Annotated in this window: 25 protein-coding genes; 15 read left to right on the plus strand and 10 right to left on the minus strand. The window is 39.0% G+C overall.

The window, feature by feature from the left end:
- Positions 1-6: 6 nt before the first annotated feature.
- The 4 genes from LCL91_RS17240 to LCL91_RS17255 are packed head-to-tail and all read right to left on the minus strand — an operon-like array spanning position 7 to position 4968.
- Entirely contained in the window at positions 7-1170 is a 1164-nt protein-coding gene (locus LCL91_RS17240) for a YheC/YheD family protein (protein ID WP_224884116.1), read from the minus strand.
- Positions 1167-2540: a YheC/YheD family protein gene (locus LCL91_RS17245; RefSeq protein WP_224884118.1), complete on the minus strand. Its 1374-nt coding sequence runs from the start codon at positions 2538-2540 to the stop codon at positions 1167-1169. Before LCL91_RS17245 ends, LCL91_RS17240 begins: the two co-directional genes overlap by 4 nt.
- A complete protein-coding gene (locus LCL91_RS17250) occupies positions 2509-3597 on the minus strand; it encodes a YheC/YheD family protein (protein ID WP_224884120.1) in 1089 nt (362 codons plus the stop codon). Before LCL91_RS17250 ends, LCL91_RS17245 begins: the two co-directional genes overlap by 32 nt.
- Positions 3598-3609: 12 nt before the next feature.
- Positions 3610-4968, minus strand: a complete 1359-nt coding sequence (locus LCL91_RS17255; RefSeq protein WP_224884122.1) for a YheC/YheD family protein — start codon at positions 4966-4968, stop codon at positions 3610-3612.
- 127 nt (positions 4969-5095) lie between these two features.
- Between LCL91_RS17255 and LCL91_RS17260 the strand changes: the two genes are divergently transcribed.
- Together LCL91_RS17260 and LCL91_RS17265 are read left to right on the plus strand one after the other, a co-directional pair.
- Positions 5096-6238 (plus strand): DUF445 domain-containing protein, encoded by a 1143-nt coding sequence (locus tag LCL91_RS17260; protein ID WP_224884124.1) that lies wholly within the window; start codon positions 5096-5098, stop codon positions 6236-6238.
- A gap of 83 nt (positions 6239-6321) precedes the next feature.
- Positions 6322-6690 carry a YlbF family regulator gene (locus LCL91_RS17265; protein WP_159781116.1) on the plus strand — a complete coding sequence of 123 codons (369 nt, stop codon included), beginning with the start codon at positions 6322-6324 and terminating at the stop codon, positions 6688-6690.
- Between the two features lie 151 nt (positions 6691-6841).
- Here LCL91_RS17265 and LCL91_RS17270 read toward each other — a convergent pair whose 3' ends face one another.
- Positions 6842-7063 carry a hypothetical protein gene (locus LCL91_RS17270; RefSeq protein WP_224884126.1) on the minus strand — a complete coding sequence of 74 codons (222 nt, stop codon included), beginning with the start codon at positions 7061-7063 and terminating at the stop codon, positions 6842-6844.
- Between the two features lie 198 nt (positions 7064-7261).
- On the opposite strand from LCL91_RS17270, the gene LCL91_RS17275 reads away from it, so the two are divergent.
- Together LCL91_RS17275 and LCL91_RS17280 are read left to right on the plus strand one after the other, a co-directional pair.
- Positions 7262-8113: a Cof-type HAD-IIB family hydrolase gene (locus tag LCL91_RS17275; RefSeq protein ID WP_224884128.1), complete on the plus strand. Its 852-nt coding sequence runs from the start codon at positions 7262-7264 to the stop codon at positions 8111-8113.
- 159 nt (positions 8114-8272) lie between these two features.
- The gene (locus LCL91_RS17280; protein WP_224884130.1) at positions 8273-9754 is read left to right on the plus strand and encodes an aldehyde dehydrogenase family protein; all 1482 of its coding nucleotides are present in this window, start codon (positions 8273-8275) and stop codon (positions 9752-9754) included.
- A 52-nt stretch (positions 9755-9806) separates the two neighbouring features.
- Here the strand turns inward: LCL91_RS17280 and LCL91_RS17285 are convergent, their stop codons facing one another.
- Positions 9807-9992: a YhzD family protein gene (locus LCL91_RS17285; protein ID WP_098446420.1), complete on the minus strand. Its 186-nt coding sequence runs from the start codon at positions 9990-9992 to the stop codon at positions 9807-9809.
- Positions 9993-10130: 138 nt separating this feature from the next.
- Here LCL91_RS17285 and LCL91_RS17290 point away from each other — a divergent pair, with 138 nt between their 5' ends.
- The 9 genes from LCL91_RS17290 (at position 10131) to LCL91_RS17330 (ending at position 21250) form a co-directional block, all read left to right on the plus strand.
- Positions 10131-11027 (plus strand): ABC transporter ATP-binding protein, encoded by an 897-nt coding sequence (locus LCL91_RS17290; protein WP_224884132.1) that lies wholly within the window; start codon positions 10131-10133, stop codon positions 11025-11027.
- Entirely contained in the window at positions 11020-12273 is a 1254-nt protein-coding gene (locus LCL91_RS17295; RefSeq protein ID WP_224884134.1) for an ABC transporter permease, read from the plus strand. The genes LCL91_RS17290 and LCL91_RS17295 overlap by 8 nt, the downstream gene beginning before the upstream one ends.
- 177 nt (positions 12274-12450) lie before the next feature.
- Positions 12451-13692 carry a metallophosphoesterase family protein gene (locus LCL91_RS17300; RefSeq protein ID WP_224884136.1) on the plus strand — a complete coding sequence of 414 codons (1242 nt, stop codon included), beginning with the start codon at positions 12451-12453 and terminating at the stop codon, positions 13690-13692.
- Positions 13692-16478 (plus strand): ATP-binding protein, encoded by a 2787-nt coding sequence (locus tag LCL91_RS17305; RefSeq protein WP_224884138.1) that lies wholly within the window; start codon positions 13692-13694, stop codon positions 16476-16478. The genes LCL91_RS17300 and LCL91_RS17305 overlap by 1 nt, the downstream gene beginning before the upstream one ends.
- Before the next feature lie 4 nt (positions 16479-16482).
- A complete protein-coding gene (locus tag LCL91_RS17310) occupies positions 16483-17148 on the plus strand; it encodes a response regulator transcription factor (RefSeq protein WP_159781125.1) in 666 nt (221 codons plus the stop codon).
- Positions 17145-18515, plus strand: a complete 1371-nt coding sequence (locus tag LCL91_RS17315) for a sensor histidine kinase (protein ID WP_224884140.1) — start codon at positions 17145-17147, stop codon at positions 18513-18515. The genes LCL91_RS17310 and LCL91_RS17315 overlap by 4 nt, the downstream gene beginning before the upstream one ends.
- A gap of 48 nt (positions 18516-18563) precedes the next feature.
- On the plus strand, positions 18564-19535 hold the full coding sequence (yhaM, locus tag LCL91_RS17320; protein ID WP_224884143.1) for a 3'-5' exoribonuclease YhaM: 972 nt from the start codon (positions 18564-18566) through the stop codon (positions 19533-19535).
- Positions 19536-19614: 79 nt separating this feature from the next.
- The gene (locus LCL91_RS17325) at positions 19615-20889 is read left to right on the plus strand and encodes an MDR family MFS transporter (RefSeq protein WP_224884145.1); all 1275 of its coding nucleotides are present in this window, start codon (positions 19615-19617) and stop codon (positions 20887-20889) included.
- A gap of 85 nt (positions 20890-20974) precedes the next feature.
- Positions 20975-21250: a sporulation YhaL family protein gene (locus tag LCL91_RS17330; protein WP_098446429.1), complete on the plus strand. Its 276-nt coding sequence runs from the start codon at positions 20975-20977 to the stop codon at positions 21248-21250.
- A gap of 46 nt (positions 21251-21296) precedes the next feature.
- Here the strand turns inward: LCL91_RS17330 and LCL91_RS17335 are convergent, their stop codons facing one another.
- Together LCL91_RS17335 and LCL91_RS17340 are read right to left on the minus strand one after the other, a co-directional pair.
- Positions 21297-22211: a peptidylprolyl isomerase gene (locus LCL91_RS17335; protein ID WP_224884147.1), complete on the minus strand. Its 915-nt coding sequence runs from the start codon at positions 22209-22211 to the stop codon at positions 21297-21299.
- A gap of 277 nt (positions 22212-22488) precedes the next feature.
- A complete protein-coding gene (locus tag LCL91_RS17340) occupies positions 22489-22668 on the minus strand; it encodes a hypothetical protein (protein WP_159787079.1) in 180 nt (59 codons plus the stop codon).
- A gap of 126 nt (positions 22669-22794) precedes the next feature.
- On the opposite strand from LCL91_RS17340, the gene LCL91_RS17345 reads away from it, so the two are divergent.
- A complete protein-coding gene (locus LCL91_RS17345; RefSeq protein WP_224884149.1) occupies positions 22795-23391 on the plus strand; it encodes a YpmS family protein in 597 nt (198 codons plus the stop codon).
- Positions 23392-23528: 137 nt separating this feature from the next.
- Here the strand turns inward: LCL91_RS17345 and LCL91_RS17350 are convergent, their stop codons facing one another.
- Positions 23529-24074 (minus strand): DUF3267 domain-containing protein, encoded by a 546-nt coding sequence (locus LCL91_RS17350; RefSeq protein ID WP_224884152.1) that lies wholly within the window; start codon positions 24072-24074, stop codon positions 23529-23531.
- Positions 24075-24311: 237 nt separating this feature from the next.
- On the opposite strand from LCL91_RS17350, the gene LCL91_RS17355 reads away from it, so the two are divergent.
- A complete protein-coding gene (locus LCL91_RS17355) occupies positions 24312-24653 on the plus strand; it encodes a DUF1878 family protein (protein WP_098446433.1) in 342 nt (113 codons plus the stop codon).
- Here LCL91_RS17355 and LCL91_RS17360 read toward each other — a convergent pair.
- The gene (locus tag LCL91_RS17360) at positions 24650-25222 is read right to left on the minus strand and encodes an HTH-type transcriptional regulator Hpr (protein WP_224884154.1); all 573 of its coding nucleotides are present in this window, start codon (positions 25220-25222) and stop codon (positions 24650-24652) included. The two genes, LCL91_RS17355 and LCL91_RS17360, sit on opposite strands and share 4 nt — an antisense overlap.
- Positions 25223-25278: the final 56 nt, after the last annotated feature.

The raw sequence follows: 25278 nt of genomic DNA on the forward strand, positions 1-25278 counted from the left end.
AGGATGTTAATACGCTGAATACGTTCGAAAAGATGAGGTGAGGGATCGTATAAAGGCTTGATGAATCAATGGTTCGTCAAAACGCATTGGTTTTGCATTCGCTTCAAAAATCCATAGCTGTCCATCTTGATCTTTTCCGATGTCTAAAGAGCATTCGAGCATCTGTTCTTTTTCTTCGAGAACTTCAGCTGTACGAATCGCAAGCGCGGTCAGTCGCGCTTCATCTTCCTGAGTGGCTACCTTATGAAACGGAAGAATACGCCCACCTTTTGGAACGTGGGTTGTTAGTCCATTAGGTGGAGCTGCACGAACTCCAATTCCTGTGACCTGCCAGCTTTTGAACGGTTTTTGTAAAAGGACTCGAAAATCATAAGCTTCTCCTTGATGGGTTGCCAGTTTAATTTTACGTTGCATGATGTACGATTCTCCAATTTGAGTAGCAAGATGCTCTTTTAATAAGGAGAAAGTTGAAAATAAATAACTCCTTTCATGATCGATATAATGAAATCCAGTCTTTACTCTATTTAATTTAAAAATTCCTCTTCCTTTACTACCTGAAGTTGGTTTGAAAAATATGGAGTGATGCGTAAAGAGAAATTGTTCTATATTTGATTCGGTAACAGGTGCTGTTTCTGGAATAAAAGGTAACAATTCTTCGTTTGCTGATAAGTGAGCAAGTACATGATCTTTTTGGAAAAATGACCGATTAAAATATGGGATCCCTTTCTTCTTTAATAAGCTAAAAAAAGCGTTCACTTTATCGGAGTTCTCTTCTACGCGGTCAGGAATCCGATTGTAAACAATGTTAGGGTACGGGAAACGATAACCTGTCCATTTTTGAGAAAAGTGATCGTAAAGATAACCAGTTATAAACGATGAGTGAATATCATCAGGTGTAAATACGTAAGAAAGTCCGCCAGAATCAGTGAGCTCTTTTTGAATGGCTTTGAATATCGTGCCATTCCCACTGAAGTGCTGCTTACGGTTAGAACCTGCAAGAATTCCGACAAGAGGTCTGATGGCATCATGGGACGACTGCAATTTCATAATAGAAGAAGCAAAAGAGGGAAAGGGAGAGAGCTTATTTGGCTCTTTCCCCCAGTAAATGGATTGATAACTGCTCTGCTGATACCAGCGTTTATTTGCATGACTATAAAATAATTCAATCATACTGTCGTAACCAATTGCTTTTCGATTGTCGATTGTGCAAGAAAGATGGCATATTCGATCGGTAACATTCTCGTTCTTGCTTCTTCTGCTTTTAATTTCGGATGGGAGAAAATACCTCTACCTGGTTTTGAATTTGCTTCAAATAAATAAATTTTCCCTTCTTTTGTAATACCAAGATCAAACCCAATTTCACCAATAAAGCCAGAGACTTTTTTATCTATCGCACGACTTAATTGAAGGGCAGCCGCCATTAAATCAGTTTCTACCTGCTTCTTTACGCCATATTCAGAAGTGAGCTCTCCAATTGTTTTAACCGTTCCGTTAGATGCCATGTGAGTCGTTAGGCTTCCAGCGCCTGCGATTTTTGCAGCAATCGCACTGACTTCCCAGTATCCCTCTTTGTTTTTGTTTGTATGAACGCGATAATCCATTGAACGATGATGAATGCGATGTAAATCAATTCCCTGTTGAGCAATGAGACCTTCCATTCCATTTGGGTACTGCGTTTTGAGGAGCCTTGCTAGTGATGTATATCGTCTAAGTCGGTTCTCTTTATCTGTTCTGAAGCGGCAATAATAATACTTTTCATTAGCTGGTTTTAAGATTTGCTGAATGCCAAGACCAAGACTTCCGTTGGCAGGTTTAATATATAGTTGCTCATACTCTTTCAACATGCTTGCGATAATCGTTGTTTTAGGACTTAGAACCGTTTCAGGTAAATAATCTTTTACGGCTTCATCTGTGCTTAATTTCTCGAACATCGTCCACTTATCAAAAAATCCAGGATTAAACCACGGGGTGAAATATTGCGACTGAAGTTTCTTCATTGTCGTACTGACTTGTTCTATGTTTGCTGAACTTCGATTTGGAAGGCGGTCGTAAACAACATCTGGGATTGGTACGGTTACTCTATACCAGCCTCGTTTGTTATACATTAATCCTTTAATACTTCCTGCTTTCCAATCAATGTGATGCGCTCCAAAAGCAAAGCCAATAGCACCACACTTCAAGGTAGCTGACAATAATTTAGCGAAATACATACTTCTTTCCCCGATCGGTCTCATGCTATCCTTTGTAAAACCTGCTGTGAAAATCCCAATTAACGGTCCGATATGGAGTGAATTGCCCTTCTCAAAAAGATGCACAGATGTTTCTGAAGGCACGCCCAGCACCTTCCATAGATCTTCTGAGAGAAGGTACTCTTCTTTGTTATCCGGATGAGGAGAGACTGTGCAAAAGGATCGTCTAGAACCAAAACATAGCTGATTAGGAAAAGAAATGCGATCGACCCAACGCTTAAACAGAGTGGCTGGAACATAGAAATTTCCTTGAGAAGTACTATCCTTTTTTAATGGAAGAATTGCCTCCATAGCAGTTAACCCCTTTCCTCTCGCTGATAAGCGAATGGCAATAGTAAAATGGAATCGTATAGTAATCTTGATGCGACCGAATGGCTTTATGCCCCGGTTTTGAATTTGCTTCAAGTAACCAGACTTTACCTGATCGATCAATTCCGAAGTCTAATCCAAGTTCAAACAATGGAGAAAAAGTTTCTTCTAAAATAGTAGCTACGGAATGAGAAAGGCGGCTGATTATTGACTCAGCATGATGAAAGACAGACTCTGACATTAAAAGCTTTTGATCGGTTTGAATGGTGCCACCGCTATGCAAGTTTGATACAAAAGAGTCAGGATTTCCTAAACGAGTTGCCCGACCGATTTCTTCCCAGGTTGTATGGGAGGTTTTTTTCATGACCACTCTTCGATCAAACGGTTGATTGTTTTGGTCAACCAAAGAAAGCCATTGCTGTGCGATATAGTCGCGCTGGTTTAAAGTGTTCCTGATCATTTTTAGTAAAGAACTGGTTTTATCATAAGTATGATGAAAGATACGCCCATTATGATTGATTTGAACACCAATCTGGTCCTCGGTTTGAGTGAGTAGCATGATACCGTTTCCCTGAGAACCGATAATTGGTTTTAGAATAATCTTGCTGTGTTCAGTTAGTAAATCAGATAGTACTTTAGCACACGTGTGAGGATGAAGTTTTATCGAATGTGGTAGATGTCGATTTAGTAAAGGGCTTTTCTTTAATTGTTTGTATATCTCCCACTTACCTGGAAGCCCATGACCTAGGAAAGTGGCGTTAGATTCGGTTTTCAGCCATTTAATAAAAGCTGTTTCTTTTTTTGTGGTGTTTCCGCTATGAAAGCATCGATCATAGATAAATTCCGGCACCTTAAAGTTCGTTTCCACCCAATCTTTTTGTAGTGGTTCGTATTTTAGCCCCTGTATGTGATTGGAAGAATGCTGGTTAGGTGAAAATCGATAGATGTCGAAACCTAAATTTAATCCAGCTTCACTTAATTTGGAGACGTAATCCATTTCATGATGAAGTGAATGTTGGAGAATACCAAATGATGTCATAATCTCCCCCTTCTATAAAGATGAATACCAATGTACTAAACGGATTAACGCTTTTACGGACGGACGGTAGGTACTTGATGTTGTTCCATCTGAGGTTTTTGAGGGTTTTGTGTTTACTTCAATTATCCACGGATGACCGTCTTGATCCACTGACATGTCGATTCCAAGCTCCCCAAATAAACCTTCACTCTCACGATCAATGATTTGTGAAACTTCAAGAGCAAGTTCAGGAATAATCCGCATTAGTTGGCTTTTCATCGAATCTTCAAAAGGAGCGAGACCTTCATGGAATTTTTTTAATAGAGCACCACGTGCGATATTTGAAACAAATTGTTCATTTGTTCGGGAAACTCGCGACACAGCTGATACAACTGACCATTTCCCACCAATACCTTTTAAACATAGAATTCGGAAGTCTACAGGACATCCGTCAATATCGATGAGAGGTATGCCTTGTTGGATAAGGTAGGGAATATATTTAGATCGTAAGCGAATCGTCTTGTAGAGGTTCGGTAAGGCAGAAGATGAAATTGTTTGACTGCCATGGAAGCTAGAGTAATCAAGATGAAAGAGGTGATCACTTTGACTGATCCGAAAAATATGTTTGCCCTGGCTTCCATTTAACGGTTTTAAATATAGGATAGGATGTTTTGTAATCATGATTTCAATCGTATCAAACCCTTCTAGAAGAACCGTTTCAGGAAGATATGGAACGATCTCATCGTATAAGAGGAGTTTCTGATGTACCTCCCATTTATCAAGAAATGACTCATTAAAATAGGGGATTTTCTGTTGTTGCCAATAGACTTTCAATTGTTTGATAAAATGAGAATTCTCAAGTTTTCTAGAATGGATTCGATTATAGATAACGGATGGTATTGGCAGTATCGTTTCCACCCATGTTCGCTGATTCCAAATGAATCCAGATACCTTTGTTTCATTCCAAGGCTGTAATGTATACACGTAGAAAAGAATATGGTGTTCCTCGCAATACTCTGCAACTTCCTTACAAAAATCTGTATAGGATCCAAACAGATTCTCTGCTTTTGAAGAAGAATTAAGAGCAAGGCAGAAGATTGGACCTAGTGAGAGTATTTGTTTCTGATGACAAAAGCTCATGGTCATCGGAATGGTTTGATCTGGCAGTGACAGGGAACGGAGTAGATCAGGTGAACAGTATACGGTATGACTTGATGGTGTAGGATAGACCTTTATTGAAACGTTGACTTCAACCGCGCCACATTGCAGTGGAAGGGGAGAATCCGTCAGTTTCCATTTAGTAGCGATTTTTTCTGGAATGGTTAACGTAAGTTTTGACTGGGAAGAGCTTGAATTTTCTGGTTGTATAATAATTTTTTCAGCAAGTTTCATTCAAGACCCTCGTTCAACATTTTTTGCTTGATTACCTTCCTTTAACTGGATAGGCAATAGCGGATATCGTATACTATGAAGATGAAGTTTACTATGTGAACGTGAAAGATAGAAAGGTTGAGGTATCATGTCGTCCATAATTATAACAATCCTCTTTATGATCGCTATTGGCGCAGTAATAGGTGGATTCACGAATTCATTAGCGATTAAAATGCTGTTTAGACCATATGAAGCTCGGCACATAGGTAAATGGAAAGTTCCATTTACTCCTGGTCTCATTCCGAAGCGGAGAGATGAATTAGCAGTGCAACTTGGGAAAATGGTTGTTGAACACCTTTTAACTGCTGAAGGAATTCAACAAAAAATGAATGATCCTGTTTTCAAGCGTACGATGATTGAGTATGCACAAAAAGAAGTGTTGAAATTACTAGAGACAGATGAAAAAATTGAGGATCTTTTAAAGCGAGGACTTCATCTCGAGAATCCCGAGCAAGAAATAAGATTAAAAGCAAGCACGTACCTTACTAAGAAAATCGAAACAAAACTAGTAAGTTTAAAAAGCAAGGAATTAACTGAGGTTCTTCCAGAGAAAACACAGGAGAGAATTGATGGTGCAATCGAACCGATTGCGGATCTTATATTAACGAAAATTAGTGACTACATCGCTTCATCTGAAGGAAAGAACAAACTATCTGTCATGATTGATCGTTATCTTGCTGACCGTGGAACGCTTGGAAGTATGATTAATATGTTTTTTACGAATACAAGATTAGTCGATAAGGTGCAACCTGAGCTGCTTCGTCTTTTGAAGCAAAAAGATATTCAAAATGTTATCATCACGATGCTGGAGAAAGAATGGCAATCGCTTAAAGAAACGAAATTAGAGACATTTGAAGAAAAATTCGATTCAGAAGAGCTCGTGCAAGGAATAACAAACCTTATTGTGGATGAACTTCCAATTCAGCATGTGATGAATTTAAGCCTATCAGAAGCAGTAGAGCCTTATAAACAGCGTATTGTTGAAGACTTTGTGCCAAGAATAGTGGATGCAGCTGGTCAGTACCTAAGTCAGAATTTGCAGCCGCTCATGGAACAACTGCATCTTGCCGATGTGGTGAAAAGTCAGGTAGAGACGTTCTCTGTAGGGCGTCTCGAAGAAATGGTTTTATCGATATCCAGACGAGAATTTAAAATGATAACGTATCTTGGCGCAGTACTCGGAGGGTTGATTGGGTTGATCCAGGGCATAATCATTACCCTTATGGGATGAATTTCGTTTCAGTCTTTGTTATAGTGGGGAAGTATAGGGTTATGAGAGCGAAATAATCCTCACTTACTAAGGAGGTATATACAATGGCAGAGAAAAATCTTTACGACGTAGCATACGAATTAGAAAGCGCAATGCGCGAGCATGAGGACTACACGAAGCTTAAAGAATTATACGATCAGGTAAACCAAGATGAAGTATCAAAGAAACTTTTTGATAACTTCCGCAACATGCAAATGGAGCTTCAACAGAAGCAAATGTCTGGTCAACAGATCACAGAAGAAGAAGCTCAAAAAGCTCAACAACAAGTTGAACTTGTGCAGCAACATGAAGTGATTTCCCAGTTGATGCAGCAAGAACAGCGCATGAGCCAGGTAATTCAGGACATTAACAAAATCGTAACGAAGCCTCTAGAAGACCTTTACGGTAGCCCTGAAGAAGACATTCAGCAGTAATAAAAAATCCGTTCATCCTAAGATGAACGGATTTTTTATATGTTTTGTCTCTCGTGCGTTCGGTGCTTGATTTTGGGTTTATTCGAGTGAAACTTACGCTTCATTCGAATAAGCACAAAAATATGGGATTAGCTATAAAAAGGATAAGTGCTTAGGAAGCGTTCTCAATAACGCCGATGACTTCGAACTGAGTCGGTTGTGTAATGATTGTTTCTTCTACTGAACAATGAGGACAGTTTAATTGGTGATCCGTTTTCTTATCTTTAGCAATGATCCCTCTAAATTCATGGTCGCATTCTGAACATTTATAAATATGTGGCTCACTAAATGCTCCTGTGCAGTCAAATCTGATTCTTTCTTTCCCCTTTGTCATATGTTTAAGACCCCTCTCCGTTATTGTAATACGTTTGTAATAATACTAGTTTCATATTAAAACTTCCCACGCTTTTCCTTTTCTAAACGCCTAATTTTGGAACGAGGGATTTTACATGAATTTTAATGTGATAAGACAAGATTTACGAGTCATAGAGATAAGTGGGGAAGGGAGTACTTCTATATAGGAGGGATTTGAATGGTTTATCAACTTCTAGCATTAGATATTGATGGAACTTTACTTAGATCTAATCATAAAATTGACAAAGAAACGAAGGAAGCCATTAGTTATGTGAGAGAGAAAGGAGTATACGTCACGCTCACAACGAGTCGTAACTTTGCATCTGCTAAGAAAATTGCAAGGGCAGTGAAGTTAGATGACGTCATGCTCGTTACGCATAGTGGCGCCTTTATTGCTGAAGAGGTTGAAAAGCCAATTTATGAAGAAAGGATTTCAAACGAAGATGTTAACAAGATTGTTAATATTCTAGAGGAATTCGATTGCCATATTCGCATCATTCATGAACGGCTAGCTGTTGGAAATCGAGTGAAGCATAATAACTATTTATCAGCGAAGATGACGCTAGGTATAGGCGATCCATTATTTTATCCTGTAAACTTTGTGGAAACACTAAGTGAGTATTTAGAAAAGAAAGACCTCTCTCCTCCAAAAATTGATGCGCATTTCTTTAATGAAGAAGAAAGAGAGGAAGCACGTCTTATGTTAGAGGAGCGCATTCCTTCGATATCCGTTGTTCGATCGACAAAATGTAATTTTGGCATCATTCCAAAAGGCGTTTCTAAAGCGAAAGGACTTCGTATTTTAGGGGAGAAATTAGGAGTGCCTGTGGATGAAATGGTAGTAATCGGTGACGCAGATTGTGATGCTGAAATGATTCGTCAAGCGGGTCTTGGCGTGGCAATGGGGAATGCTTCGTATGAATTAAAGAGACTTGCCGACTGGGTAACACGATCAAATGACCAACAAGGCGTTTCTTATATGGTAAAAGAAGTTTTTCGAAAGCAAATGCGTGTCCAACTAAAAAGGTAGTTCAAGTTTACGGACGCCTTCATCGAACCCTGACGAATAGTAGGGAATGAAGGCGTCTTTTGTGCGACTTTTGAATCATTTTCCTGAAATGAAAAGGCTTTCACGAAAAAACAGCTAATATGTATAATGTTTGATAATTTTGAATTCTGGAGGGATAGTATGCAAAAATTACTCGACTTGAATCCAAAGGTGACGGAATTTCTGAAAGGCACAAAGCAACTTTATATTAACGGTCAATGGAAGGATTCGGTATCAGGTAGAACATTTGATACGCTAAACCCCTCAACAGGTGAAGTACTGGCAACAGTTAGTGAAGCAATGAAAGACGATATTGATGAAGCAGTGATGGCGGCTCGGAAAGCTTTTGATAGCGGACCTTGGTCTCGCATGTCAGCCTCTGCTAGAAGTCGCTTAATTTATAAGCTAGCTGATTTGATGGAAGAAAATAAAGAAGAGCTTGCGATGATTGATACGCTTGATAATGGTAAACCAATACGTGAGACGCAAAATGCGGATGTTCCGCTCGCAATCGAGCACTTCCGCTACTATGCTGGCTGGTCGACTAAAATTATGGGACAAACCATTCCGGTTAACGGGCCGTTCTTTAACTACACACGTCACGAAGCATTAGGTGTTGTAGGACAAATCATTCCGTGGAACTTCCCGCTACTTATGGCAGCATGGAAGCTTGGTGCTGCTCTTGCAACTGGTTGTACGGTTGTACTTAAGCCTGCGGAGCAAACGCCGCTTTCAGCGCTTTACTTAGCTCAATTGATGGAAGAGGCTGGTTTCCCTGAAGGTGTTGTAAACGTTGTACCAGGATATGGTGAGACGGCAGGGGATGCACTCGTCAAACATCCCAATGTGGATAAAATTGCATTTACTGGGTCGACTGAGGTTGGGAAATATATAATGAATCAGGCTTCAAATGATTTGAAGCGCGTTACGCTTGAGCTCGGAGGAAAGTCTCCAAATATTATCTTACCTGATGCTGACATGTCAAAAGCAATACCGGGTGCATTAAGCGGTATTATGTTTAATCAGGGACAGGTCTGCTGTGCTGGATCTAGACTCTTTGTACAGAAGAAAGCTTATGATAATGTGATGGCTGACTTAGTAAGCCATAGTCAAAAGATCAAGCAGGGAGCAGGTTTGGATCCAGATACTGAAATGGGACCACTAGTATCAGCCGAACAGCATGAGCGAGTCATGAAATATATTTCTAAAGGACAGGATGAGGGTGCAGAATTACTGACAGGTGGACAGGTTCCTTATGATAAAGGCTATTATGTCCAGCCTACTATTTTCTCTGACGTTGATGATAAAATGACCATCGCAAAAGAGGAAATTTTTGGACCAGTTGTTGCTGCCATGCCGTTTGAAGATTTGGATGAAGTAATCGAACGAGCAAATGACTCGAACTATGGTCTCGCAGCCGGACTCTGGACAGAGAATCTGAAGTCTGCTCATTATGTTGCAAATAAAATAAAAGCTGGAACGGTATGGGTGAACTGCTATAATGCGTTTGACGCCGCTTCTCCGTTTGGTGGCTATAAGCAATCTGGTATTGGAAGAGAAATGGGTTCTTATGCTCTAAATAATTACACTGAAGTAAAGAGTGTATGGATTAACTTAAAATAATAAAACAGAACCGCCTGTCCTTTTATGGACGGGCGGTTCTTTCATGATAACGCTATCTTTTTAAGACGATCAATTTTCCTGCAGATGAGACGACGCGGGCCGTATGATTTTCAAATCCTTTTTGCTTCAACAGCTCTTCGCCTACTTTTTTAGCTTCCTTGTCGTCTTGCGCCTCAAAACTTTCATCAAGAACGGTAGCGCCACTTTTTTCAAATGCTGTTATAATGTATTTTTCCATGTTATCCCCTCCTACTAATAGTTTACCGATTGAACAATTTGTTGTCACTTTTTTCAGAAAAAACGAATCTTTTAAGAAAATGAAACGTTATACTTATCATGACATTTAAAGGTAATGAATAGTTAAAAGGGGGAAGTTATGCTCGAATTTCAACATGTTTCGAAACAGTTTGGTGCCTTTACGGCAGTTGAGGAACTGAATCTTTCCATTCCTGAAAATGAGATCTTTGGTTTGCTCGGTGGGAATGGAGCTGGTAAAACGACGACATTTCGGATGCTATTGAGACTGATTGATCAAACGAAAGGAACAATTAGCTGGAAGGGAGAAAGAATCTCCTATGATTCTAGTCATTTAATTGGTTACTTACCTGAAGAACGCGGTCTTTATCCAAAGATGAAAGTCAAAGAACAATTAATTTACCTTGGTAAATTACGGGGGATGAAGAAATCTGAGGTTGAAAAAGAGATCACAAGCTGGCTAGAGCGGTTTAAAGTACCAGAATACCTCGACAAGAAAGTAGAAGAACTATCGAAAGGAAATCAGCAAAAAATTCAATTCATTGCTAGCGTCATCCATAAACCAGAGTTGCTTATTCTAGATGAGCCATTTAGTGGGCTGGATCCTGTAAATGTTGAAGTGCTTAAAGAGGCTGTTCTGGATTTGAAAAAAGCTGGCACAACGATTTTATTCTCCAGTCATCGAATGGAGCATGTGGAAGAACTTTGTGAGCATCTCTGTATTTTACATAAAGGAAAAGCAGTCGTTTCAGGAAATTTGAAAGAAATTAAGCGTTCATATGGGAAAAAAAACATTCGAATTGATGCAGATTTTGATCTCTCCTTTTTAAAAAATGTGGAGGGGGTACTTCGTTTGAAACAAGGCGTGAATCATAGTGTCGTTCAGATTGAGAATGAACAGGCTTCTCAGACAATTTTAGAGGAGTTAGCAAGGAAAGGGTTTGTTCGAAAGTTTGAATTAGAAGAGCCATCTTTAAATGATATTTTCATTGAAAAGGTGGGTGCAGCGTATGAATAAGTTTTTCATCGTTCTTTTTCAAACCTATTTAAATCGCTTAAAATCTAAAGCGTTTATTATTACGACGGTTATGACATTACTGTTGATCTTCTTAATTACAAATATCTCAACCATTATTAATACGTTTGATTCAAGTGAGTCTGATCGAGTAGGAGTGATTGATACAGGAACGTTCTATTCATCACTTGAAAAGCAGATCAATATGATGGACGCTGAGATTGTATTAGAGAAGTTTGATGGAACGGAAGAGGAAGCGGAGAAAGCGATTGAACAGGGAGAGCTCGACAGCTATTTGATTCTTGAAGAAAATGAAGCGGAGGAGCCTTCAGGAGTTTATAAAGCAGAGACGGTGGCAGAGCAAGTCACGCCTCAAGTACTTGAAACTGCTCTACAGCAAATGAAGAATACAGTTGCAGCTGAAAAAGCTGGGGTCACCCAAGAGCAGCTTAATCAAATCGATCAGCCTGTACAATTTGAGAAAGTGGCTTTAGAAAAAGGCGCAAAGACAGAGGACGAATTAAATCAAGCGCGTGTTTTTGTTTATGTTCTCTTATTCGTCATCTACTTTTCAGTCATTTTTTATGGGAATATGGTTGCAGTGGAAGTAGCGACAGAAAAATCATCACGAGTGATGGAAATATTAATTTCAAGCGTTTCTCCTGTTAAGCAAATGTTTGGTAAAATTCTTGGAATTGCTTTGCTTGGTTTAACACAATACGCGATTATTATTGCGAGTGGTTATCTGTTTATGCAGATGCAGGAGGATAGTCTCAGCGAAACAGGCTTTCTTTCATTTCTTGATTTTAGTAACATTTCAGCTTCGCTCATTGTTTATGCAATTGTTTTCTTTATGCTTGGGTATTTGCTGTATGCAACGATCCTTGCCATGGTTGGATCACTTGTAAGCAGGGCTGAAGAAGTGCAGCAAATGATTATGCCAGTGCAACTTCTAATCATTATTGCCTTCTTTATCGCGATGTTTGGTCTAAGTACACCATCTGCTACATTTGTCACGATTTCATCCTATATCCCGTTTTTTTCACCGGTCGTCATGTTTTTACGTGTAGGCATGCTCTCGATTCCATTCTGGGAAGTAGCTCTAAGCCTTACGTTGCTCGTTGGAGCAATTGTGTTATTTGGGATTATGGGCGCGAAAGTCTACCGAGGTGGTGTTCTCATGTATGGAAAGTCATCTTCATTAAAAGACATTGGAAAAGCATTAAAGTTATCGAAACGTGAACAATAACATCAAATGAAAAGAAGTTAGCAGACCCGGAGATATGGTTCTCTGGGTCTTATTCTTTATCGGTTGGGCTCATAAGTGTTCAATGCAGGTGAAAAAAGAATGTGAAAGCGTACGAACGTGCGCTCGATTAGATATGGTAAAATGAATGGTAGAGAGCATTTGAAAGGGAGATGAGTGATGAGAGAAGTATCCTTTCTGCACTGTGCGGATCTACATCTAGATAGACCATTCACCGGTGCTAATCAATTACCAACTTCGATTCATGAATTTGTTCGAGAAAGTGCTTATCGCTCTTTGCGCGCTATCATTGATCTTGCTATTCAACAACGTGTCGATTTTGTCCTTTTTGTTGGAGATTTGTTTGATAGTAGCTACCGTAGCATAAAGACACAGATGGTTCTCTTACAAGAGTTAAAGAGATTAGATGAAGCGGGGATCTATAGCTATCTTTCTCATGGAAATCATGATGCACTGGACGGAGAGTGGGCTGCTTTAACCTGGCCAGAATCAAGCTGCTTTTTCAGTGAGGAAGTGGAAGCTGTTCCATTCAAACAAAAAGAGAAAACGGTTGCCTGGATTCATGGATTTAGTTATCCAACTCGTCATGTGAATGAACGGATGATAAGTGCTTACCAAAGGACGGATGAAGAGAGTTTCCAAATCGGGATGCTTCATGGAAATTTAGAAGGACAGACGGAGCACTCTGCTTATGCCCCGTTCACGTTAGGTGAATTAATCGAAAAAAACTTCGATTATTGGGCGCTTGGTCATATTCATCAACGGGCAGAGTTACTGGAAAATCCACCGATCGTGTATCCCGGAAACATCCAGGGGGCTCATTCTAAAGAACGAGGCAAAAAGGGATGTTATTTTGTAAAGTTAAGCGATGCTGATCCGGTCACGGTTTTTCATCAAACATCTGATGTAACATGGCATCGGCCAGTTGTTGATATTGGGAAATACAATTCCATGGAGCAACTTCTAAACGTTTGTGAAGAAATACTGAATGAGGAAAATTTCTCTACAGGCGGGCATTTAATCAATTTTGAATTTATTGGGGTAAGTTCATTACATACAGATCTGCTGTATGCAAACCAATTAGATGACCTTCTCCAGACGCTCCAATTAAACCGAGACATGGAAGATAACGGATTTGTGTGGCCGTACAAATTATCTTTGCATTCTATGCCTTCATGGGATCGGGACAGTTTAAAAGAGCAGAGTGGCTTTTTACAAGACATTCTCTTTATTTCAGACCACTATGAGCAAAATGATCTGAAAGAAGCCATATCCCCTCTCTATAGCCACAGACGAGCGAGAAAGGCACTTCATCCTCTAGAAGATGAAAGCCAGTTAATAAAAGAAGCGGAAGAACTCTTGCTCACCTACCTCATTGATTCAAAAGGAGATGGCGAGTAATGAAACTTAAAGGCATCGAAATCTATGGTTTCGGAAAGTTTGAAAACGATCGAATCGAAGATATTTCAACTGAATTGCAACTTATATTTGGGGAGAACGAAGCAGGGAAATCTACGCTTATTGCGTTTATCGAATACGTATTATTTGGCTTTCAGGCTCGTCAAGAAAATAACTATAAGATGAATCAACTGCCGCGTTTTGGAGGCGTGCTTTCTGTTGAAAATAATGGAGAAATGTTTCGGGTTGAAAGAACGAAAGATCGCACGTCTGAACAGGTTGTGATCTATTATTCGAACGGCTCATTTGGAGATAGTGACGATTTAAAGGCCCTATTAAAGGGAATGAATCGAACGAGCTTTAGACAAATTTTCTTTTGCAATTTGACAACGCTAAATGACTATCAATACTATGATGAAGAAGGTTGGAATCAAGTATTATATGAAGCCGGTATGAGCGGTGGGGCTTCTTTACTTGCCATTGAAAAGAACTTTGAAAAGTGGCAAGGCGAAATTTTTAAGCCAGGTGGGAGAAAACCACAACTTAATGAAAAACTGGAAAGCTATGAGTCTTTAAAGAAAAAGACGAACGAATGGGAGAAGAAAAACGAGAGCTATAACCATTTGATTGAGAAGGTCGAGAAGTTAGAAACACAAGTGAAGGACAATGCAGAAAGGTTGCAATTACTTCAATCTGAGCAGCGAACGCTTGATTATGAGAAACAAATCTTCCCTCTACTAAAACAGAAACAGAAGCTTCATCATTTATTGGAAACTCTACCTGAGTTTGATCCTTTTCCAGAGGAAGGACTTGCGAGGTTTGATAAATGGAAAGAACAGTCTGTTCTTTTATCTGGGGAATTAGAAAGTTTAAAGAAAAGAAAGCAGGGTCTACAAACAGAAATTAATCCTAATCATCTTCTTCCTGATGCAAAAACGTTCTTACAAGAAGTTTCCTCTGTGAACGAAGAAATGATTCTTTATCGAGGAAGAACAGAAGAAAGAAGAAGACGTAAGCAAGAACTTTTATCACTTGAGAAAACACTTGAATCAGAGTTGCAGGAATTAGGAGAAACTGAAGAAAAAGTAATACCTGTGAAGACGTCGTTTTCAGGGCGTGAAAGTTTAAAACAAATCACAGAAGCCTATCAGCAATCAAATCAGAAATACCAATACGTTAATGAGGGATTCCTCACAGCTAAAGAAGATCTTGAGAAAGAAGAAAATGAGTATAAACGCATAAAAGAACGCATTGCTTCTGAGAAAACGCATAAAAAGGGAGAAAGAGAAAGCTTTACAACCCAAAAGCGACCATTTGAGATGATCGTAGTCGCCATCATACTTCTGATTGTGATAGGTTTAGCTGAAAATTGGCTTCTTGGTTTCGTGGCAGCAGCTATTGTTCTCGGTGGAGCAATCCTTATGACTTACACAACTAAGGCCTCTAAAGGCGGCTTGCAAGATGAGGCACTGATCCGTGAGAGAGAGTGGACTCGACAAGCTGAACAAATAAAAGATCAAGTTGATCGCCTTAACCACGCATACTTGAAGGCTGCAGAAAAAGTGGATCTTTGGGAAGCGGAGAGGTATCAACTTGATAAAGAATTGGAGGAGTGGCGTGTACGTCATTCGTTTCCAGAAAATTGGCCTTCTACATCATTACTAGACGCATTTGACAGGGTGGTTTCAATTAAGAAGCTGCAGACGGACCGCCATCAAAAGCAGAAGCAGATCGAGGAGCTTGAATCTCATTTAACCTTATTCGAAGATAGAATGAAGCGTTTATGTGACAAAGTGAATTTACACGATCTAACGCCTGAAAATGCGATTCAACGCGTACTCCAAAAAGCGGAAGAACAAAGAGAAAGTTTGAAAAAAGTTGACATGGCGAAAAGTAAGTTAACATCCCTTGAGGAGCAGTATGATGAGGTTTCTGCAAAATTAAACAGATGTAATGAGGAAATAAAGGGGCTAATGCTGTTAGCAGAGACAGAAGGCGAAGAGGCCTATCGAACAAAAGGAAAAGCTCACCAAGAAGCAAAAGAGCTAAATCACCAACTTGCTACTCTTTCCTCTCAGCTCGCTGAGGATGCATCTGTAAGATTTGCAACCGTGGAAGAATTAGAGGATCAGCGTCAACAAGTAGAGCAGGAAGAAGCGTCTATATTGGAGAAGCAGCAATCACTTTACAAGCAGGTAGCTACTGAGCAAGAAAAAATTCGTCTTTTAACAGAAGACGGCACGTATGATGAGCTGCTTTTACAACGGCAGCAAAAAGAGGATGAGATCAACGCTTATGCCAGAAGATGGTCTGTCATGAAAGTAGCGTCTGATCTTCTTACAAAAGCGAAAGCAAGATATCAAGAGGAACGCCTACCGGCTGTGATGAAGAAAGCGGAGGAATACTTCAAGAACATTACAGATGAGCGCTACACCGCTATTTATCCACCTTTAGAAGGTGAACCTTTTCGAGTTGTTCATAAGAGCGGTCGAGCGTACAAGCCATCTGAATTAAGTAGGGGAACAGCTGAGCAATTATATTTGTGTATAAGACTTGCACTTGCTTCTATATCCGCAGTAGAAATGCCCATTTTTCTAGATGATGTTTTTGTGAATTTTGATGAAAAACGAACCAATCTTGCGAAAGCATTTATTAAGGAGTTTTCTAAAGAACATCAAGTTATTTTATTAACATGCCATACAGCTACCACGGTTGGGATAAGTGACAAGATGCATGTACTTGAACGTTCATCTGATGTGATAAATAAAAAAGATCAGTTAATGAGGTGATATTATGGAAGAAGTTTACAAAATACACTTGGTTGAAGATGAAGAGAATCTAGTCCAAATCTTAAAGACGTATATGGAAAAGGAAGGATTTGTTGTGAAAACTTTTTTGAGTGGTGAAGAAGCGCTCGAAAGCATTCACGAATCTTGTCATCTTTGGATATTGGATATTATGCTTCCTGGAATTGATGGTTATGAATTATTAAAAAAAATTAAGGCAGAGGACGATGTGCCGGTTATCTTTATTTCAGCGAGAGATGAAGATCTTGATCGCATCGTTGGTCTTGAATTAGGAAGTGATGATTATATTGCAAAGCCTTTCATGCCGAGAGAACTAATTATTCGCGCCAAAAAGCTATTAAAGCGAGTGTATCAACAATCTTCCCAAAAACGATTTGAAATTGTAGAATATGAAATTGATCCTGTTTCAAGAAAAGTACTAGATCGAGGGGAGCCTGTTGAATTAACGACGAAAGAAATGGACTTAATTCTTTACTTAGTTGATCACGTTAATCAAACCTTGTCTAGAGAACAAATTCTTGTTCACGTTTGGGGAGACGATTATGTTGGATCAGATCGCGCTGTTGATGATGTGATTAGGCGTGTACGAAAAAAAATGCCCCGTATGAATCTTGAGACGTCTTATGGACTTGGTTACCGGTTAATCACATGATTCGCCTGAATTTAACGAAACGGATTTGGCTCTCCTTTATGATTCTAGTTCTGCTTGTGGGCGTCGTGATTGCGGTTATCTATCCCCTTTCTATTAAAGGAACGTTAACAGAAGAAACGTACCAGATTATTGAGAGTGAGCAACAACGATATACATTTCCTGATCAGGATGGTCCACTTCCACCTCAAACAGATCAAGATTTCATCGAGCGGAGAGACGCTGAGCGGTCAGTGGGACATACATTGATTACAAGGCTGTATAGTGGCCCACTACAAGGAGATCCAATTCCGGATGAAGTTATTATTGAAATGCGTAAAAATGCGCTCGATCAGAAGAAAGATAAAGGGCGGTATGAACTTACGTATAATAACCAGGCATCCCTGTTTTATGTAATATCCAAAGTAGATGTGAATGGACAAGAAGCGTACTTTATTTCTTATATGTGGGATACGTATCGCAATCAAATGATTGACCGCCTCTGGTGGAGGTTAATTATCATTTTACTCTTTGCTTTGTTCCTTAGCCTTTTTCCTGCAGCGTGGATTGCGCAATATTTGCGAAGACCTTTAACCGTACTTGGGGAACGTTTTGAGCAAATTGCAAACCGCAATTGGAAGGAGCCGTTCAAATGGGAAGGTGATGAGGAGTTTCAGAAACTTTCCAATCAGTTTGAATCAATGAGGCAGAATTTAATGAGATATGATAAAGCACAGAAAACATTTATCCAACATGCTTCTCATGAGTTGAAAACACCGATTATGATCATCAAAAGCTATGCGCAGTCTATTAAAGATGGCGTCATGCCTGATTCACTTGATAATACGATGACAGTCATTTTAAATGAGTCCGATCGGATGGAGCAGCGTGTAAAAGGGATGCTGACGTATATTAAGCTGGATTCAATTGATGAGCCCGAAGGAAAATGGGAAACATTTCGCTTTGGGGTCCTTGCTGAAGAACTTCGTGAACGATTCATGTATCAGAGGGAAGATGTGACATTTTCGATATCAGGGGAACAGATTGAATTGACGGCAATACATGAACAAATGTTAACGGCTATGGACAACCTTGTTCAAAACGCATTGCGCTATGCTAAGAGTGAGATCCACTTAATGGCTCGTGAGGATGAAGGACACATTATATTAGAAGTCTACAATGATGGTGAACCACTATCATTTCAAAAAGTAGAAAAAGATAGATTGTTTGAACCGTTTCAAAAAGGTGATAAAGGACAATTTGGAATCGGACTTGCGATCGTTAAAAAAATTGCGGAACGTCATAACGGAATAGCAGAAGTAACCAATTTGGATCAGGGAGTTGTTTTTTCGATTATAATGCCGAAAAAACAAAGCGTAAGGTCTGAGTAAGGCGCTATGCTATACTAGATAAATACATTTTGCTCCGGAGGTGGAAAGATGAAGGAATTCAAGGGAATCGGACATTACCGAGTAGGTGATCAAGTCGATCACTTCTTATTAATTAAATCATCAGTGAAAGGCGTAGCAAGTAATGGAAAGCCTTTTCTTACATTAATTTTACAGGACAAGTCAGGGGATATTGAGGCTAAGCTTTGGGACGCATCTTCTGACGATGAAGAGAGTTTTGATGCTCAACAAATTATTAAGGTGAAAGGTGATGTGACAAACTATCGTGGACGAAATCAACTAAGAATTAAAGCCATTCGCCTTGCAACAGATATGGACCAGGTGAAAGTAAGTGATTTTGTTGAATCAGCTCCACTTGAAGTGAATGAAATTATGGAGAAAATCACGCAGTATGTGTTTGAAATGCGTAATCCAAACATTCAGCGTATTACCCGTCATCTTGTAAAAAAACATCAAAATGACTTTCTTACCTTCCCAGCCGCAACAAAAAATCATCATGAGTTTGTTTCGGGATTATCTTATCATGTCGTTTCCATGCTTGATATTGCTAAGTCCTTATCTCAGTTATACCCATCTCTTGATACAGATTTGCTTTACGGCGGAATTATCCTACATGATTTAGGAAAAGTCGTAGAGCTATCAGGATCGATTGCAGCAAGCTATACGAATGAAGGAAAGCTGCTCGGTCATATATCGATCATGGTGAATGAAATCGGTCAGGCAGCAAAGGATTTAGAAATCGAAGGTGAAGAAGTGATGCTTCTTCAACATCTGATCTTGAGTCACCATGGGAAAGCAGAGTGGGGTAGTCCAAAGCCTCCAATGATCCGGGAAGCAGAGATTTTGCATATGATTGACAACATTGATGCGAAAATGAATATGCTTGATCGAGCTCTCAATAAAGTTGAGCCAGGTGAATTTACAGAGCGCGTCTTTGCACTTGATAATCGTTCATTTTATAAACCTAAGATGACTCCGATTAGTGAAAATGCAACAAAATAACGTAAGGTAACAGAAGGGAAATGCGTTCTTTGAACCATTTCTCTTTTTTCTGAGAAAAAGGACAACTCGGAGGATGGAGATGAAAATAAAGGATTGGGATCGGAATTTAAAGATTAGACTAATTGGAGAGGGAATGATGAACATTCTTTTTTGGATGTTCTTTCCCTTTATGGCCATATATTTTTCAGATTCATTTGGAAAGGGAATGGCAGGTCTTTTACTCGTTTTGTCTCAGGTTGTTGCCGTTATCGCTAATTTAGTTGGTGGGTATTGCGCGGATCAATATGGAAGAAAGCAAATGATGTTTCTTTCTGCTCTAGGGCAGGGATTCACGTTTGTGGTGTTTGCGTTTGCGAATTCTCCATGGCTTAGTTCCCCGATGCTAACGTTTGTAAGCTTTTCTGTTCTTGGCATCTTCGGATCATTGTACTGGCCAGCTAGTCATGCCATGGTTGCAGATGTTGTAGAAGAAAAAGACAGGAATACAGTCTTTGCTGTCTTCTATACGGCGCTCAATATTTCAGTTGTCGTCGGTCCAATTCTAGGCGGACTATTCTTCTTTCAGCATCGATTTGGTTTACTATTAATTGCTGCTGCCGTCAGCTTCTCTTTAGCAGTATTAATTTCCATCTTTATTCGTGAGACAGCTCCTGAAAAGAGACAAAATAGTCTCGTTAAAGATTCTTCTACGAAATGGACAAAGTTTCTTTGGACTCAGCTTCAAGACTATCGAGTGATTGCGAATGACAAAATTTTTCTGTTATTTATTTTGGCTGGCGTCCTTGTCGCTCAGACATTTATGCAGCTTGATTTATTAATTGCAGTTTATTTAAGCGAAAAAGTGCCAGAGCAAGCTGTGTTTGCGTTCTTAGATACTGCGATCAGAGCAGATGGCAATCAGATATTTAGTTGGCTTATATCAGAGAATGGCTTACTGGTTGCGCTGTTAACCGTTTATATGACGACTAAAATGAATCAATTTAAAGAGCGAAATGTTTTTATTGTTTCTTGTTTGATCTATGCGCTAAGCATGATCTTATTCGGAAACGTTACTTCTATATGGCTTCTTGCTATTGCTATGTTTATTTTTACAATGGGAGAGCTGATGGTTGTTGGTATTCAAGAAGGATTCGTTTCACGTCTAGCTCCAGAACATATGCGTGGTCAATATTTTGCAGCTGCAAGTCTTCGTTTTACTGTCGGTAGAACGGTCGCCCCAGTAGCTATACCACTTACAGCCTTAATAGGATTTCAGTGGACGTTTTACTTGATCAGTTTTCTTGCAGTGAGTGCAGCTGTTCTCTACTTTGTAATGTTTAACATGACTGAGAAACAGGGAGTTAACCATTCCTAACTCTTCTAACTGGTATAATTCATTTCTTTTGTACATAAAGTGTAGTAATTGAAGAAGCTTGTACGAAAGAAAGGAAGTGCTTTGGATGAGGAAAGGCGTTCTTATACTTCTAGGTTTTTTATTCATTTTAAGTTTGTTTCAACTCACAGAGATATCGGCCACATTATCAGGCGTACTCTCTCAATTTCCATGGTGGATTTATTTTGTCCTAGCCGGTATTGTCTACAGTGGTTATAAGACAATGCAATTAACAGCGGAAGAGAGAAAAGTTGATCAGATTCATATTGAAGAAGAAGGTAGAGTGTACGTGGAAAGAATGGAAGAAGAACGCGAACGTAGGAAACAGCGAATACCGGAATAGCACAATAAAAAAGACGAAAGGGCTAAGCCCATTCGTCTTTTTAACGTTATTCTTCTGATTGTGTCTCGTCAGACTCTTCAGTTTCAGTGTTTTCTTCCGTCTCTTCTGTTTTGAAGAGATCTTCAAACTGATCATCTTTTACTTTAATATCAGATTCTTTGATTAATTCATCAATAACTGTTGGAACGTCTTTTGCATTTTGTAGCATGTACTGTTCTTCAACTTGATCTTTTGCATCTTCAAATGACATAACTGTTTTCTTCTTTAGCTTAATAATGTGATAGCCAAATTGTGATTGAACAATGTCACTTACTTCGCCTTCTTTCAATGCAAAGGCAGCTTCTTCAAACTCTGCAACCATGTCACCTTGTTTGAATACGCCAAGATCACCGCCATTTTCAGCAGATCCATCCTTTGAATATTCTTTTGCAAGTTCAGCGAAATCTCCGCCGTCTTCTAGTTTCTTTTGAACTTCTTTCGCTGTTTCTTCATCGTCAACTAAAATGTGGCTTGCTTCTAGTTCTGTGAAGAGGTTCTTATTATCTTCATAGAATTCTTTAAGCTTCTCGTCCGTTACCTCTACACCGTCGGTCGCCGCTTTTTGAGCAAGAAGTTGCTTTCGCACATCGACTTTAAACTGCTCAATGTCCTGGTATCCATTTGACTGAAGGGCTTGTTCAAGTTGCTCATCTGTTTCAAAATTTTCTTTGATCTTATCGAGTTCTTTCTCAACTTCTTTATCAGAAACATCGTATTTATCTTCTAGAATTTTCGTTTGGACTAGATCGCTTAGTACCGATTCACCAGCTTGATCTTTTAATGCTTGATAAAATTCTTCCTGTGTAACATTTCCAGCACTTGTTTCAACGACAGCTTCTGAATTATCTCCTGAATCATTGCTGCAAGCCGATATCGCAAGTAAAGCGATTAAAGCAGAAAGCATAATGAACATTTTTTTCATCAAGTATACACTCCTAAAGGGTTAGTTAAATTTAACAATATTGTGATACAGTTAATACTATAGCATAGAAAGATATGTGAAGTTAAATTGAATTGGAAATATGAGAAAAATTACACAAAACAACCAGGTTCTGTGTGAAATTGATATAATTAAATGCAGGAAACCTCCTCTTTTTTTGAACGGCAATAGTCGTGCAGACGAAGCAGGCGAAACAAAAAAAGATGAGGCTTATCGCCTCATCTTTTTTGAGTATGCATGGAGACACGCTCTTTGTGTCTTAAGTGAATAAAACTTCTACGTAGGAAGAAATGAGCAAAATCGTAATAAGAACGTTAATGGTTCTAAATACATTTGGCTGTTTTTCTTCAGGAATGTTTTTCTTCAAGCATAGGGCATTTGTCATAGAGTTAAATGTAACTAGAATGAAAGTCGCAAATAGGATGAAGAATAATCCAATAATGGTCATGTAAGAACCTCCCAGAGTCCATTTCGTTAATTCGAAGAAATATATAACGGTTTTCTTTAACTTATCTTTCAATCCGTAGTATCATGGAAAATATTCGTCCCATAAGGAGCTGTTCAAATGTTTAAAAACCGATGGAAGACGGCCTTTATCATTCTCTTAGCTGCTGTCGTCCTCATTTTTGCAGGTGTCGTAGGATTCTATCAATACTATTTTCCTGAAAGTGAGATTGCCAAACTCTCAAATGAGAAAAATACAGAAGAACCTTTTGAAACGACATTTTCGATTCAGATGAAAAAAGATGAATTGAATGAAATCATTAATCAAGAACTTGAAAAGTACAGTGAGAAACAAAAAAACATTGGATATAGTGTTAATCTCGATGAGCTAGCATCTTTTCAAGGGTACGTAACAATTTTTGATCGGAAAGTGGACTTTTTTCTTAAATTCGAGCCTCAGGTACAGCCAAATGGTGATCTTTTATTAAAAGAAGAATCTTTTCAGATTGGTCTGCTTGAGCTTCCAAGTGATAAAGTTCTTTCCTTTATAAAAAAGCAGGCATCATTGCCGCCTGAAATAACAATTGATTCTGATAAAGGGACAATTTATATGGCTGTAAGCGAATTAGAATTGAAGAATGATATGAAGCTTAGGGCGAAATCATTCGACCTTCCTAATGATGAAATTGTATTCGATGCCTACTATCCTATTAATTAGCATGTTGTCCTAACATTATTATGAAGGAAGTCTTATGAGAATTCAATACTGCTGACTGCAAGGCAATAGTAAAAGAACAGAGCGCAAATTTTAGCGCTCTGTTCTTTTTGGATTTCTTCTTCCCTTTTTGATGTAAGTTAAGAAGCTCGTTTAATAAGGATATGAAAACCTTCACTGCGGTCTTCTACGTATGCATTCTTTGGTGCGCGTAGCACTTGAGAGGCATAAAGAAAGTCGCTAAAGCTAAAACCAAGGTTAATCGCAGCTAGAATAGAGAAAAACGATACATAGGCTGGCATGTAAACTGATGCAACAATTGCGGCAGTCGTAATCGTAACGGCTGGTGCAAGAGCTGCAATTAAGAAAAGATTTCTTGAAATTGGACTGCACGTTTCACAGCGCATCGTCGGTAGGAGGACAAATCCTTTTTCCAATTTCATTGTTGCTTTTAAGCCGGCTAATGTTAAAGGAAGCCAGTGGATCAGCTTATGAATCGGAAAAAGGACAGCCAGGGAACCGAGAAACGGTATTATCGGTACAATCGCATGTTTTGTTGTCGGATATAACATACTGAAGACGAGATAAAATGCAATAAAGTATAATAGAGTTAACAGCATCGAGAAAATAGTTAATCGATGTGTTCCGAATTCACGATTAAGGTAAATCGATTTCCAACAATTCATAAGAATCACCTGCTTCCGTAACTTTCATGTGGGTTCGTGTTATAGTGAATACTCGTATACTGTACAGCGATTCTACGCAGAAATCAACACGTTTTTTTGTAAAGAAATAAGTCGAAATCTTTTTGACAAAATCAGCGCTTTTTCGCGCTGGATTAGTCTGGAAAATACATTTCAATTTATACCCTGTTCCGGTAAACTATAAGTACAATTGATCGCAAAGTAAGGAGTTAAGTTAACATGGAAGCTATCCACAAAAGATTAGATCGAATTGAGTTTCATATGCGCTTACTTGCTAAGATGGAAGAGGAAGGAGAATACCCATTTTACCGCCTTGTGATTGACAGAGGACTAACCGAGGCTGAGGTAACAGAAGTGTTTCAATTATGTGTAGAAGTAAATAAAAAAATGCATGAACAAATCGAAGAAGGTCTCTTAAACCGTTCAACGTTGCTCACGCATTTTGTAGGTATGTTAAATATTAAGTTAGATCCGCTAATGACAATTAAAGCACTACTTGCTCAGGAAGAGACTTACCGAGAACTAATGGAGACACTTCTGAAAGTATCACCTTATCGTTAAAACGATTTTAATCGTCCTTCGTCATCCTGGCTTGTGAATTCTCTTGAGAATTCACTTTCAAGCTTGGTGAACGACTTTTGGAAAATTTCCATAAAGTCTTCCCCGTAAAGTTCCTTAATGACACACATCATTTCTGTAAATTCAGGAAACTTACCATAAAGGTCTCGAATAGGCATGGAAGCTTTTAAAACACTATCACGATTCGGAGAGTAATGTTTCCACGTTTCCTGCAACAATTTCTCACCCTTTTCAGTAAGTTGTACATATGTATTGCGCTTATCATTCTCTTTTTTTGAAAAAGTGAGAAGAGATCGAGATTCTAACTTTTTTGAAAAATTAAATGCGGTTGAAACATGCATCACACCAAATTTGGCAATATCAGAAATAGAAGACCCGTCAAGGTGGTAAGCAATGGAAAGGATATGATGTTCATTAATGTTAAGATCAAAAGGCTTTAGCCACTCTTGCCAATCACGTTCAACAGATTTCCAGAGTGCTTTACTCAATTGGCCTATTCGATGACTGAAAATCATCGCTTCTTGAATTGAAATTTCCTGTTCTTCCTTCATAAAGGCCCTCCTTTTCTTCTCGGTCTTTCAAGCTATATTAGAATATTGTTGATCGT

This window comes from Guptibacillus hwajinpoensis, from assembly GCF_020171785.1.
Lineage (GTDB): Bacteria > Bacillota > Bacilli > Bacillales > Guptibacillaceae > Guptibacillus > Guptibacillus sedimenti.